This is a genomic window from Sphingobium sp. PAMC28499 (genome assembly GCF_004795815.1).
Classification (GTDB): domain Bacteria; phylum Pseudomonadota; class Alphaproteobacteria; order Sphingomonadales; family Sphingomonadaceae; genus Sphingobium; species Sphingobium yanoikuyae.
This window is the reverse complement of sequence record NZ_CP039248.1, coordinates 865,961-878,876: the sequence shown is the minus strand read 5'-3', so window position 1 is coordinate 878,876 and position 12,916 is coordinate 865,961. Positions and strand designations below refer to the sequence as shown.

The following is a 12,916-nucleotide window of genomic DNA, read 5'->3' as shown; positions in this document are numbered from 1 at the left end:
GCCTGACTGACTAACAGAATCGGCCTCGCAAAATTGATGTCCGCTGGCAAGCGGCTTTGCGCGCCACGAGATAGAACGCGCGGCCAGGCGATGGGTTCACCCACCGTCGGCCGCGCGCTTATCCCAAGTCCATCAGCGTTCGCGGGCGCGCAGCATGCCGGGCGCGATGAAGCCGATCGGATCGACCTGCATCGCGCTCTGTTTCAGCGTCGCCTGGATCTGCTCATATTCCCGCTCCATTTCCGGCGTCACAGAGGCGCGGGTTTCTTCCAGCGCCGCCTCGAAATGGGCCATGGTGACGGCTTCGACCTGCAGCGACTGGCGCAGCGCGATGAGGCCCGCCCGGCGGGACAGATCCTCCAGGTCCGCGCCGGTGAACCGCTCCGTCCGGGCCGCCAGCTGATCCAGATCGACGTCGGACGCCAGCGGCATCTTCTTGGTGTGGATCGCCAGGATGCGCTTGCGCCCGGCCTGGTCGGGCACCGGCACATAGATGAGTTCGTCGAAGCGGCCGGGGCGCAGCAGCGCCGGATCGACCAAAGTCGGCCGGTTGGTGGCGCCGATGACGACCACCGACTGCAATTCCTCCAGCCCGTCCATTTCGGCAAGGATGGTGTTGACCACCCGTTCCGTCACCGCCGGTTCGCCAAGGCCACCGCCACGGGCGGGAACCAGGCTGTCCAGTTCGTCGATGAAGATGACGGTCGGCGCCACCTGACGCGCGCGGGCGAACAGGCGGGCGATCTGCTGCTCGCTCTCGCCATACCATTTGGACAGGAGGTCGCTCGATTTGGTGGCGATGAAATTGGCCTGCGCCTCGCGCGCGACCGCCTTGGCCAGCAATGTCTTGCCGGTGCCCGGCGGGCCATAGAGGAGGAAGCCCTTGGCCGGGCGGATGCCCAGGCGCCGGAAAGCGTCGGGATCCTTGAGCGGCAGTTCCACCCCTTCCTTGAGCCGCATCTGCGCATCGTCCAGCCCGCCAATGTCGGCCCAGCCGATATTGGGCGCCTGCACCATCACCTCACGCATGGCCGAGGGCTGGACCCGCTTGATCGCCGAGAGGAAATCCTCCCGCGTGACGGACAGATCCTCCAGCACGTCGGGCGGGATCGTGCCTTCCTCCAGATTGAGGCGCGGCATCAGCCGGCGCACCGTCTCGATCGCGGCCTCGCGGGTCAGCGCGGCGAGATCGGCACCGACAAAGCCATAGGTCATGCGCGCCAGTTCGGCGAGGTCGACCCGGTCGCCCAGCGGCATGCCGCGGGTGTGGATGCCCAATATCTCGCGCCGGCCGCGTTCGTCGGGGACGCCGACGACGATTTCGCGGTCGAACCGGCCGGGACGGCGCAGCGCCTCGTCGATCGCCTCGGGCCGGTTGGTGGCGGCGATGACGACCAGATTGGTGCGCGGCTCCAGCCCGTCCATCAGGGTGAGAAGCTGGGCGACGAGGCGCTTTTCCGTCTCGCCGGTGACCTGGCCGCGCTTGGGCGCGATCGAGTCGATCTCGTCGATGAAGAGGATGGAGGGTGCCGCCTTGGCCGCTTCCTCGAAAATGTCGCGCAGCTTCTTTTCCGACTCGCCATAGGCCGAACCCATGATCTCGGGCCCGTTGATGAGGAAGAATTCGGCTTCCGATTCATTGGCGACGGCGCGGGCCAGCCGGGTCTTGCCGGTGCCCGGCGGGCCATGGAGCATCACCCCCTTGGGCGGATCGACGCCCAGTCGCTCGAACAATTCGGGGTAGCGCAGTGGCAATTCGACCATCTCGCGCAGTTGGTCGATCGTTTCGGCCATGCCGCCGACATCGTCATAGGTGACATCGGCACGGCGGGATTCGCGCGGCTCCTCATATTCGGCGCGCAGCTCCACCTCGGTCTCGGCATCGATATGGACGATGCCCTTGGGCACGGTCGACACCACGATCAGGCGGATTTCCTGGAGCGCATAAGCCGGCGCCGCCAGCATCTGGCGCAGATGGGGTGGCATGTCGCCGGGCGGCACCTGTTGCTGGCCGGCGGTGGCGACGACATCGCCCGCGACGAGGGGGCGTTGAAAGAAAACCCGCTTCAACGCATCGGGATTACCCTGGAGACGGAGATTATTTTGTGCAGGCGCGAACACGACGCGCTGGGCCGGACGCGGATCGATCTTGCGTAGCTGGACGAAGTCGCCCGAGCCGACGCCGGCATTGGCGCGCTGCAAACCATCCAGGCGCAGCACGTCCAGACCTTCATCTTCCTTATAGGGGCGCACCACCCGCGCCGGAGTCGATCGCTTGCCGACAATCTCGACAACATCGCCTTCGGCCAGTTGCAATTCGGCCATTACCGTCAGCGGAAGCCGCGCCAAACCGCGCCCGGCATCCTCCGGCCGCGCATTGGCGACCTGAATCCTGCGTCCGCTGCTGTCCTGATCGGCCATGGTCATCCCCGTCCTTTTGGTTGCGAAACGAAGATAGGTAACGCCGGGGGTGAGGGAAAGGGGCCGTGCTTCGTTATGCCCGGAACAAAAAAAGGGCTAGCGCAAGCGCCAGCCCGGAAAGTTTATAGGAGAGGATGCCTGAAAGGCCTTTCCTATGTGCGCTGCAGCAGGTAATTTTGCAAGTGCGAAAAGAATCGGGTGGTTGCAATTTTTGCATCTTGCCATTTGCCGCGTTTTCCTGCTCATTGCAGGTCAGGATGCTTGAACCGGGGAAGCGCGCCGTTCGATAATGACAGATGATGCGACGCAGCGGACCGGCTTATAGAATTTGACGATTATGCGCAGATTGCCGCCTCTTACGGCCCTGGAGGCCTTTGTTCAGGTTGCCCGCCTTGGCTCGGTCAAGGCGGCTGCCGAGGAACTCGCCCTGTCGACGCCGGCACTCAGCCGCCGCGTCCAGGCGCTGGAGCGGTTCATCGGACGCCCGCTGTTCGACCGCAAGCATCAGGCGCTGGAGATCAATTCCGAAGGCCAGCGGCTGCTGGACGACATCGCCCCGGCGCTGGATTCGCTCAGCCAGGCGCTGGAGAATATCCAGAGCGGCGGCAACCAGTTGCGCCTGCGCCTGGCGGTGATGCCGCTGTTCGCGACGCAGCGGCTGTTCCCGCATCTGGGCCGGCTGCGCCAGCAGCACCCGCAGCTGCATATCGACATCGAGACGACGCCCCATGCGGTCGCGCGGCTTGGCGAAGGGCTGGATGCGGCGATCGTGCTGGCCAGCAAGGATATCGACCCGGCGCTCTATGCCTATGAGCTGGACCATGAGCAGGTCTATCTGATCGGCCGGCGCGAAATGGTGGAAGGCCCCAATGCGCTGGCGTCGCCCAGCGAACTGGCGCAACAGACGATCCTGCTGCATCGCGACATGGCCCTTTCCTTCGACGCGTGGAAGGACGTGGCTGGCATTCCCGACCTGCAGCCGCTGGCGATCGACAATTATGATTCCGGCCAGCTGATGCTGGAAGCCGCCGCGCAGGGACTGGGCGTGGCGGTCATGCATGCCAGCCATTTCGAACAGTCGGGCGACCCCCGGCTGATCCGGCTGTTCCCCAATATACGCTGCGACAGCCCCTATCGCTATTATTTCGTCTGTCGCCCGCGCGCGTTGCAGACCCGGTCCGTGCGCATCTTCCGCGACTGGCTGGTGGCGGCAAATATCTGAATCTGCGTAGAAAAAGCGGCATGGATTGAAATCCCTGCCACTTTTGCCGAGCGCCCCCTTAACCTTGATCGGGCGCCTCCGTTATAAGCGGCATGACTGGGGCATCCACATCCACCGCCGGCTCGCACCATGGGCTGACCGACCGCCTTTCCCGCTGGGCCCGTGGCCTGTCCGGCAAGCCGGACGAGCCGCAGGTGGAGAGCGAACCGCGCGCGCGCGCCGGCAGTGCGGCCAGCCGCGAGATTAATCGCCGTCGTCGCCTCTATGAGGAGATCGGCGAATTTCTGTTCGCCCATGATCTGGACCTGACGCCGCTCAATTTCGGCGTTGCGCTCGACTATCTGACCGGCGCCAGCATCGGCGTGGAAAAGGCGGTTCAGGCAGTGCTGATGGAGCGCGGCAAGATCAGCAACGCCTGGATGGAATCGCTGGCCGCCAGCCAGCGCGCGGACGAGGTGACGCCCGACGCGCTCGCCTCCATGCTCGACAAGGTCGAGGAAAATCTGGACGAATTCACCGGACTGATGACCGAATCCCGCAATTCGGCCAAGGATTATGGCGCGGCATTGCAGGAACAGGCCAAGGGCCTGGCCGCCGGCGCCGACAATGAGCCGATCCTGGCACGGCTGGTCAGCCTGACCCGGTCGATGGTGGAAAAGACCCGCCAGGTCGAAACCCAGCTGCGCGAGAACCAGAAGCAGACCCAGGCGCTGAAATCGAGCCTGGAGACAGCCCGTCGCGCCGCCGAGCATGACCATCTGACCGGCCTGCCCAATCGCCGTGCCTTCGAGGGCGTGCTGCGCGAGGAGTTGAAGCTGGCGAAGGAAGGCGACGAGCAATTGTCGGTCGCCTTCTGCGACATCGACCATTTCAAGCTGGTCAACGATACCCATGGCCATGAGACCGGCGACCGGGTGCTGAAATTCGTCGCGGGGCTGCTGGCCAAGGCGTCCGATGACCGCTGCCATGTCGCTCGCCATGGCGGCGAGGAGTTCGTCATGCTGTTTCGCGGCAAGACGGCGGCCGAGACCTGTGAGGCGGTCGACGCGGTGCGCGAGGATCTGGCCAATCGCAGCCTGGTCAACCGCACCAATGGCGAGCGGATGGAGCGGGTGAGCTTTTCCGCCGGCGTCGCCAATGTCCTGGCCTATGACGACCCGCGCGCGGCGCTGAAGGCCGCCGACCGGGCGCTCTACCTGGCCAAGGAACATGGCCGCAACCGGGTCTATCTCGCAGCCGAGGCAGACTAGGCCGCTTCGTGCCCGTGCCCTTTAGAAATCCGGCTTTTCATAATGGGTCGGCGGGGTGATGACTTCCATCCGTTCGGACAGGAGCGGACGGAAGGAGGGGCGTGACTTGAAGCCGGCATACCAGCGCTTGACCGGCTCATGCCCGGCCCAGTCGATGCCGCCCAGATAATCCGCCACCGACAGATGTGCCGCCGCCGCGATATCGGCAAGGCTGAGCGTGCCGCCGGCCATCCAGCTGCGATGGTCGAGCAGATAATCCATATAGTCCATATGGACGTTGGCCCGGCGCATCGCTTCGCGCAGGACGCGGGCATCGGGCGAGACGCGCTCGATCAGCCGCTTCTTCATCCGCTCATGCAGCAGCGGGCCGACGACATCGCCATAGAAATTCTGGTCGAAGAAGGCGGTCAGGCGCCGCACTTCCGCCCGGCCTGCGGCCGTGCCGGAAATGAGCGGGAATTTTTCGACCGTTTCCTCGAAATATTCGCAGATCGCCTGGCTGTCGATCAGCGTGACGCCCTTTTCCTGATCGACGACCACCGGGGTGGTGCCGGCCGGATTGAGATCCAGAAACTCGTCACGCATTTCCCAGGGAGATTCGCGCACCAGATCATAGCCGATGCCTTTCTCGCCAAGCAGCAGACGAACCTTGCGGGAGAAGGGACAGAGCGGGAATTGGAAAAGTTGCCACATATGATCTTCTGTTAGGCCGGGGCCGCGCGCCGGGAAAGGCGCAAAAACACAGAAACGCGGCGAAACGCGCATCGCCCCTTTAAGTCGTGCTGCGCGCCTCCTACAACCTGCTGCAAGCGCATGGAATTTAGCGCACAGGAAAGGATAGCTGGATGTCTGACGATTTCTTCCCGGTTCCCTCCCAATGGGCCGCCCAGGCCCTGTTGGACCGGGAAGGCCGCGCGGCCGATTATGCACGCTCGATCGAGGACGCCGACGCCTATTGGCTGGAGCGGGCGCAGCGGCTGGACTGGATCACGCCGCCGACCAAGGCCGATGAAAGCAGCTTCCACGAGGCGGATTTCGGCGTGAAATGGTTCGCCGACGGTGAACTGAACGTCAGCGCCAACTGCATCGACCGGCATCTGGCCGAGCGCGGCGACCAGGTCGCGATCATCTGGGAACCCGACAGCCCGGACGCCGATGTGCGCCGCTACACCTACAAGCAGGTGCATGAGGAAGTCTGCCGCCTTGCCAATGTGCTAAAGGACGCGGGCGCGCGAAAGGGCGACCGGATCACCGTCTATATGCCGATGATCCCCGAGGCGGCCTTCGCCCTGCTCGCCTGCGCGCGGATCGGCGCGATCCACAGCGTGGTGTTCGGCGGCTTTTCGCCCGAGGCGCTGGCCGGACGTCTGGTCGATTGCGATTCGACCATCGTCATCACCGCCGACGAAGGGCGCCGCGCGGGCAAGACCGTGCCGCTCAAGGCCAATGTCGACGCCGCGCTGGCCGAGGCGCCCTGCGTCAACAAGGTGGTCGTCGTGCAGGCGACCGGCGGCGCGGTGCAGATGCAGGAGGGGCGCGACATCTGGCTGCATGAGGCAGCGGCGCAGGTATCGGCCGACTGCCCGCCCGAACCGATGAATGCGGAAGACCCGCTGTTCATCCTCTACACCTCCGGCTCGACCGGCAAGCCCAAGGGCGTGCTGCATACGAGCGGCGGCTATCTGCTGTGGGCCAGCCTGACGCATGAACTGTGCTTCGACTATCGGCCCGGCGACATCTGGTGGTGCGCCGCCGACATCGGCTGGGTCACGGGCCACAGCTATATCGTCTACGGCCCGCTGGCGAACGGCGCGACGACCCTGATGTATGAGGGCGTGCCCAACTGGCCGACCCCGGCGCGCATCTGGGAAGTGGTCGACAAGCATCAGGTCCACACCATCTTCACCGCGCCCACGGCGCTGCGCGCGCTGATGAAGGAGGGCGACGATTATGTGCATTCGACCAGCCGCGCCTCGCTGCGCGTGCTGGGCACGGTCGGCGAACCGATCAACCCGGAAGCCTGGCGCTGGTATCATGGCGTGATCGGCGAAGGCCGCTGCCCGATCATCGACACCTGGTGGCAGACCGAGACCGGCGGCGCGATGATCGCGCCGATGCCTGGCGCCACCGACCTGAAGCCCGGCAGCGCGACCCTGCCGATGCCCGGTGTCATTCCCCAGATATTGGATGGCGACGGCGCGGTGCAGGAGGGCGCGACCGAAGGCAATCTGGTGATCGCGGGCAGCTGGCCGGGCCAGATGCGCACGGTGTGGGGCGACCATGACCGCTTCTTCCAGACCTATTTCACCACCTTCCCCGGCAAATATACCACCGGCGACGGCGCACGGCGCGACGCCGACGGCTATTACTGGATTACCGGCCGGGTCGACGACGTCATCAACGTGTCCGGCCACCGCATGGGCACGGCCGAGGTCGAGAGCGCGCTGGTGCTGCATGAAAGCGTCGCAGAAGCTGCGGTGGTCGGCTTCCCGCACGACATCAAGGGCCAGGGCATCTATGCCTATGTCACGCTGAACGCGAACGAGGAACCGAGCGAGGACCTGCGCAAGGATCTGGTGAAATGGGTGCGGACCGAAATCGGCCCGATCGCCACCCCCGATGCGATCCAGTTCGCGCCCGGCCTGCCCAAGACCCGTTCGGGCAAGATCATGCGCCGCATATTGCGCAAGATCGCCGAGGGCGAAGTGTCGGCGCAGGCGCTGGGGGACGTTAGTACACTTGCCGATCCGTCGGTTGTGGATAATCTGGTCGCCAATCGTCAGGGATAAAAGACACGCCGGATAAGGAACTTATCGTGCCCGTGCGTATCCTTTCGACATAGCTGGGCCGTGCGGGCGGGGTAGCGCGCGCAGGGCCCAGGCGAGACTTCCGTAAAAGGAGCAGCCCATGGCCCGTTACACGTCCGTCGCCCGCCTGTTGCACTGGATCATCGCGATCCTGATCCTGGTCAATCTGTGGCTGGGCTTTGCCCATGACAGCCTGCCCAAGGAATGGAAGGTGATGCCGGTCCACAAGTCGATCGGTCTGACCGTATTGGCATTGACGATCCTGCGCATCGTCTGGCGGCTGGGGCACAAGCCGCCGGCGCTGCCGTCCGCGATGCCGGGCTGGGAGAAGCTGGCCGCCAACCTCACCCATTTCGCCTTCTACGCCTTCATGCTGATCGTGCCGCTGTCCGGCTGGATCATGTCGTCGGCGGGCGAGCGGCCCTTGAACTGGTTCTTCCTGTTCGACGTGCCGAAATTCGGCGTGGCCAAGGGCGATGCGATCGTCGGCATATCGCACGAGGCGCACGAGCTGATCCCCTGGCTGTGGAGCGCGCTCATCATCGTCCACATATTGGCGGCGCTGCGCCACCATTTCATGCTGAAGGACGGGGTATTGCGGCGGATGCTGTGATTGACCCATTCCTCCCCGGCACGGGGAGGAATATTACACCATCTCGCCGGCGAGCAGGCGCGGGAGGGCGCCGGACTGGCCGCGGGCTTCGGCCATGAAGCGGTTCTTGAGCAGGCTGGTGCGCTGCACGGCGGCAAGACCGGCGCGGCGGACCAGCGAGGGCAGCTTGCCGGGAATGTCGAACAGGCGGACCAAGCCATCCATCGCGACGCTGGTCATCATCGTGTCGAGGCCGCGCCAGCGCTGATAGCGGGCAAGCAGCTGCGCATCGCCCGGATCGAGGCCGAGGCGCATGCCTTCGACCAAGACTTCGACCAGCGCCGCCACATCGCGGAAGCCGAGATTGAGGCCCTGTCCGGCGATCGGGTGGATGGCATGGGCGCTGTCGCCGACCAGCGCGAGGCGGGTGTCGGTGATGCGCGCGGCATGATGGAAGCCGAGCGGATAGGAGGAGCGCGGGCCGGCCAGGCTGATCTCGCCCAGGAAGCCGCCGATGCGCTTCTGCATTTCGGCGAGCCAGGCGCGTTCCGACAGCTTGAGCATCGCCGGCGCCTGATCGGTGGGCAGGGTCCACACCACGGCGGATCGGGTGCCCGGCAGCATCGGCAGCAGCGCGAGCGGGCCGCCGACATAGAAGATTTCATAGGCAGTGTTGGCGTGCGGCACCTCATGGTCGATCGCGGTGACCATGGCGGTGTGCTTATATTGCCATCGGGTGGTGTTGATGCCCGCCGCCTCGCGCGTGGGGCTGTTGCGCCCTTCCGCCGCGACCAGCAATGCGCCGTGGATCGTCGCGCCGTTCTGCAGCGTCAGGGTGACGCCATCGGCATTGCGATCGACATGGACGGCACGATCGGGCTGGAAGATGGTGAGGTTTTCGACCTCGGCCGCGGTCTGTGCCAGTGCGACGCGCAGGTCGCGATTGGGGAACATCGTCCCCATTACGCCATCATCGGCGTCGGGCACGAAGTCGAGCGCGCCCGGCTCCAGCCCGTCGCTGACCCAGATACGGTCGATCGGGCAGCCCTTGCCTTCCAGATGCGCGCCGACGCCGATCGCCTGGAGCATGGCATGGCTGGTCGAGCTGATCGCCGAGACGCGGCCGTCGAAACCGGCGGCCGTGGCCTGCACGGGATCGGCCGGATCGATCACGGCGCATTGCACGCCATGGCGCGAAAGAGCGATGCCCAGGGTGAGGCCAACCAGGCCCCCGCCAAGAATGACGACGTCGAAGCGTTGCATGGGCATCTGTCTAGGCGCTTGCGAGCGCTTTGAAAAGCATCGCCCCCGCTTTCGGGGTGAAAGCGGGGGCGACAAATTGTCTCAGAGTCTTTTTGCGCCTACGGCGCATCGGCACCGGCTCTAAATCAGAGCGTGCGGACCCAGCCGGCCGGATCGGCCACGCTGCCGCGCTGGATGCCGGTCAGTTCGGCGCGCAGGCTTTCGGTGACCAGGCCGCCATCGCCATTGCCGACGGTGAAATCGCCGTCGGTGCTCTTGACCGTGCCAATCGCCGTGACGACGGCAGCGGTGCCGCAGGCGAATGCCTCGCGCAGCTTGCCGCTGGCGGCGTCGGCACGCCACTGGGCGAAGCTGTATGGCTCCTCGCGCACCTCATGCCCCTTGGCGCGGGCGAGGCTGATGATCGAGTTGCGGGTGATGCCGGGCAGGATGGTGCCGGTCAGCGGCGGGGTGACGATCGAACCGTCATCCATGACGAAGAAGACGTTCATGCCGCCCAGTTCCTCGACCCACTTATTTTCGGCGGCGTCGAGGAAGACGACCTGGTCGCAACCATGCTTGATCGCTTCCTTCTGCGCGACCAGCGACGCGGCGTAGTTGCCGCCGCACTTGGCCGCGCCGGTGCCGCCGCGCGCGGCGCGGGTATAATGTTCCGACACCCACAGGGTCACGGCCTTCTTGCCGCCCTTGAAATAGGCGCCGGCGGGCGAGGCGATGACGCAGAAAATATATTCGTTCGACGGGCGCACACCCAGGAAGGCTTCGCTGGCGAACAGGAAGGGGCGCAGATAGAGGCTGCCCTCACCCGACGGGATCCAGTCCGCATCAATCTTCACCAGCTGCTCGACCGCTTCGAGGAACATGTCTTCCGGGATCGCCGGCATCGCCATGCGTTCGGCGGACTCGGCGAAGCGGCGTGCATTTTCCTCCGGCCGGAACATGGCGACGCTGCCGTCGGCCAGGCGATAGGCCTTCATCCCTTCGAAGATTTCCTGGGCATAATGGAGCACGGCGCAGGCCGGATCGAGCTGGAACGGCTCGCGCGGACCGACGCTGTGGCTGTGCCAGCCCTGCCCCTCGGTATAGCGGATGGTGACCATATGGTCGGTGAAGAGCCGGCCGAAGCCCGGATCCTCCAGAAGTACCGCGCGCGCGTCCGCCGCCACAGCCTTGCTGCTGGGGGTAACGGTAAAGCGCGACTTCTGTTCGACGTCCATGGTGAGTCTCCTTATGCGTTGGACGGGGGCGCCTATGTCACATCCGGCCCCGCGAAACAATTGGTCATATATACTGACCAATTTTGGAATAAAGAGCCAAGGCGCTGTCGCTGGCCTCTTCCCGTCCCAGCGCGCGCCCTGTATCGCATGCGCCATGCACTTCTTTTCGGACAATGCCACCCCGATCTGCCCTCAGGTGATGGCCGCCATCGCCGGCGCGGACCATGCCGACCATGGCTATGACGGCGACGCGTGGAGCGCGCGGCTGGACGGCGCCTTTTCCGACCTGTTCGAAACGCCGGTGAAGGCACAATGGATCGCCACCGGCACGGCGGCCAACAGCATCGCGCTCGCCTGCCTGTGCCCGCCCTATGGCGGGGTGATCTGCCATGAGGAAGCGCATATCGTCGTCGACGAATGCGGCGCGCCGGGCTTCTACACCCATGGCGCCAGCCTGATGGCGCTGCCGGGCGTCGGCGCCAAGCTGTTGCCCGATGTCGTGGCGGCGCGGCTGAAGGCGATCCGCCCCGACGTGCATCAGGTGCCGGCGCGGGCGATCAGCATCACCAATGCGACCGAATATGGCATGGTCTATACGCCGGACGAAGTCGCGGCTCTGGGCGAGATCGCCAAGGCCCATGGGCTGGGCTTCCACATGGACGGCGCGCGCTTTGCCAATGCGGTGGCGCATCTGGGCTGCGCGCCCGCTGATGTCACCTGGCGGGCGGGGATCGACATCCTCTCCTTCGGCTGCGTCAAGAATGGCGGCATGGTGGGCGAGGCGCTCTTGTTCTTCGGCCCCGAGCGCGAAGCGCGGGCGGCAGAAGCGGCGCGCTGGCGCAAGCGGGCGGGCCATCTCTTTTCCAAGGGGCGCTACCTTGCCGCGCAGATATTGGCGATGATCGAGGACGGACTGTGGCTGGACAATGCCCGCGCCGCCAATGGCGCGGCGCAGGCGCTGGCGCAGGCCGCGGCCGGACGGCTGATGCATCCGGTGGAGGCCAATGAGCTGTTCGTCTGGCTGACCCCGGCGGAAGCGGCAACGCTGCGCGCGCAGGGCTTCGACTTTTATGACTGGGGCGAGGGTGCAGCGCGGCTGGTGACCAACTGGACCCAGGATGCGCAGAGCGTCGCGCCGCTGGCCCACGCGATCCGGGCCTTGGGGCATCATGACGCCTGACGACAGGGCACGGCGCGGGATGGAGCGGGGCGGGATGGAGCGGGGCGGCATCGCCCTGCCCTTCATCCTCGTCACGCTGATCTGGAGTTCGACCTGGATCGTCATCCGCGACCAGCTGGGCAGCGTGCCGGCCAGCTGGTCGGTCTGTTATCGCTTCCTGCTGGCGGGCCTTGCGATGGCCGCGTTCGCGCGAATGCGCGGCGTGTCGCTCAATATCGGGCGGAGCGGGCTGGTCTTTGCCGCATTGCTCGGCACGGCGCAGTTCGTGCTCAATTTCAACTTCGTCTATCGCGCCGAAGTCTATCTGACGTCGGGCGTGGTGGCGGTGGTCTATGCGATGCTGCTGATCCCCAACAGCATCCTGGCCTGGATCTTCCATCGCCAGCCGGTCAGCCGGGCCTTCATCGGCGGGTCGGTGATCGCGACGGCGGGCATCGCCATGATGCTGGCGCATGAATATCGCTTTGCCGGGATCGACCCGGACAAGGTGGTGCTGGGCGCGGCCTTTGCCTGTGCCGGGCTGATGAGCGCATCGACCGCCATCGTGATGCAGGGCATGGACATCGCCCGCCGCCTGCCGATGATCGCGGTGCTGGCCTGGGCGATGCTGATCGGCGCCGGGATCGACGCCGCCTTTGCCTGGATCACCACCGGGCCGCCGGTGATCGAGCCGCGGATCGGCTATCTGCTGGGCATAGGCTGGCTGGCGCTGGCGGGATCGGTCGTCACCTTCCCGCTCTATTTCGGGCTGATCCAGCGCATGGGCGCGGGTCGGGCCGCCTATACCAGCGTACTGATCCCGGTAATCGCGATGCTGATCTCCACGGTGGTGGAGGGCTATCGCTGGAGCGGGCTGGCCGTGCCGGGCGCGCTGCTGGCGATCGCCGGGATGGTGATCGCGCTGCGGGCCAAGACCAGAGCCTGATCGCCTGAGGTGGAAGCGCTTCGCGCTTTCACCGATGGC

General features: G+C 65.5%; 10 protein-coding genes. 6 read left to right on the top strand and 4 right to left on the bottom strand.

The window, feature by feature from the left end; all coding sequences use genetic code 11:
• Positions 1-132: 132 nt before the first annotated feature.
• Complete coding sequence (locus E5554_RS04210) at positions 133-2,421, bottom strand: CDC48 family AAA ATPase (RefSeq protein ID WP_202600461.1); 2,289 nt, start codon at positions 2,419-2,421, stop codon at positions 133-135.
• Between the two features lie 337 nt (positions 2,422-2,758).
• On the opposite strand from E5554_RS04210, the gene E5554_RS04205 reads away from it, so the two are divergent.
• Both E5554_RS04205 and E5554_RS04200 read left to right on the top strand, forming a co-directional pair.
• The gene (locus E5554_RS04205; RefSeq protein WP_004209412.1) at positions 2,759-3,643 is read left to right on the top strand and encodes a LysR substrate-binding domain-containing protein; all 885 of its coding nucleotides are present in this window, start codon (positions 2,759-2,761) and stop codon (positions 3,641-3,643) included.
• 92 nt (positions 3,644-3,735) lie between these two features.
• Positions 3,736-4,893, top strand: coding sequence for a GGDEF domain-containing protein (locus E5554_RS04200; protein ID WP_004209411.1), 1,158 nt, complete (start codon positions 3,736-3,738; stop codon positions 4,891-4,893).
• A 21-nt stretch (positions 4,894-4,914) separates the two neighbouring features.
• Here the strand turns inward: E5554_RS04200 and E5554_RS04195 are convergent, their stop codons facing one another.
• Positions 4,915-5,586, bottom strand: coding sequence for a glutathione S-transferase family protein (locus tag E5554_RS04195; protein WP_004209410.1), 672 nt, complete (start codon positions 5,584-5,586; stop codon positions 4,915-4,917).
• A gap of 152 nt (positions 5,587-5,738) precedes the next feature.
• Here E5554_RS04195 and acs point away from each other — a divergent pair, with 152 nt between their 5' ends.
• Together acs and E5554_RS04185 are read left to right on the top strand one after the other, a co-directional pair.
• Complete coding sequence (gene acs, locus E5554_RS04190; protein WP_136186033.1) at positions 5,739-7,682, top strand: acetate--CoA ligase; 1,944 nt, start codon at positions 5,739-5,741, stop codon at positions 7,680-7,682.
• 118 nt (positions 7,683-7,800) lie between these two features.
• On the top strand, positions 7,801-8,313 hold the full coding sequence (locus E5554_RS04185; protein WP_136186032.1) for a cytochrome b: 513 nt from the start codon (positions 7,801-7,803) through the stop codon (positions 8,311-8,313).
• Positions 8,314-8,346: 33 nt separating this feature from the next.
• On the opposite strand, the gene E5554_RS04180 is transcribed toward E5554_RS04185, so the two are convergent.
• Together E5554_RS04180 and E5554_RS04175 are read right to left on the bottom strand one after the other, a co-directional pair.
• The gene (locus E5554_RS04180) at positions 8,347-9,555 is read right to left on the bottom strand and encodes a UbiH/UbiF/VisC/COQ6 family ubiquinone biosynthesis hydroxylase (protein ID WP_136188247.1); all 1,209 of its coding nucleotides are present in this window, start codon (positions 9,553-9,555) and stop codon (positions 8,347-8,349) included.
• Positions 9,556-9,680: 125 nt separating this feature from the next.
• Positions 9,681-10,772 (bottom strand): branched-chain amino acid aminotransferase, encoded by a 1,092-nt coding sequence (locus E5554_RS04175; RefSeq protein WP_004209406.1) that lies wholly within the window; start codon positions 10,770-10,772, stop codon positions 9,681-9,683.
• Positions 10,773-10,926: 154 nt separating this feature from the next.
• Between E5554_RS04175 and E5554_RS04170 the strand changes: the two genes are divergently transcribed.
• Both E5554_RS04170 and E5554_RS04165 read left to right on the top strand, forming a co-directional pair.
• A complete protein-coding gene (locus E5554_RS04170) occupies positions 10,927-11,952 on the top strand; it encodes a beta-eliminating lyase-related protein (protein WP_136186031.1) in 1,026 nt (341 codons plus the stop codon).
• Entirely contained in the window at positions 11,942-12,877 is a 936-nt protein-coding gene (locus E5554_RS04165; RefSeq protein WP_247594372.1) for an EamA family transporter, read from the top strand. Before E5554_RS04170 ends, E5554_RS04165 begins: the two co-directional genes overlap by 11 nt.
• The last annotated feature ends 39 nt before the right edge of the window (positions 12,878-12,916 follow it).

Bases quoted from the DNA above. Each gene is read 5' to 3' on its own strand.
- E5554_RS04175 (WP_004209406.1), bottom strand. From the start codon at position 10,772: ATGGACGTCGAACAGAAGTCGCGCTTTACCGTTACCCCCAGCAGCAAG.
- E5554_RS04205 (WP_004209412.1), top strand. From the start codon at position 2,759: ATGCGCAGATTGCCGCCTCTTACGGCCCTGGAGGCCTTTGTTCAGGTT.
- E5554_RS04165 (WP_247594372.1), top strand. From the start codon at position 11,942: ATGACGCCTGACGACAGGGCACGGCGCGGGATGGAGCGGGGCGGGATG.
- E5554_RS04180 (WP_136188247.1), bottom strand. From the start codon at position 9,555: ATGCAACGCTTCGACGTCGTCATTCTTGGCGGGGGCCTGGTTGGCCTC.
- E5554_RS04210 (WP_202600461.1), bottom strand. From the start codon at position 2,421: ATGGCCGATCAGGACAGCAGCGGACGCAGGATTCAGGTCGCCAATGCG.
- acs (WP_136186033.1), top strand. From the start codon at position 5,739: ATGTCTGACGATTTCTTCCCGGTTCCCTCCCAATGGGCCGCCCAGGCC.
- E5554_RS04200 (WP_004209411.1), top strand. From the start codon at position 3,736: ATGACTGGGGCATCCACATCCACCGCCGGCTCGCACCATGGGCTGACC.
- E5554_RS04185 (WP_136186032.1), top strand. From the start codon at position 7,801: ATGGCCCGTTACACGTCCGTCGCCCGCCTGTTGCACTGGATCATCGCG.
- E5554_RS04195 (WP_004209410.1), bottom strand. From the start codon at position 5,586: ATGTGGCAACTTTTCCAATTCCCGCTCTGTCCCTTCTCCCGCAAGGTT.
- E5554_RS04170 (WP_136186031.1), top strand. From the start codon at position 10,927: ATGCACTTCTTTTCGGACAATGCCACCCCGATCTGCCCTCAGGTGATG.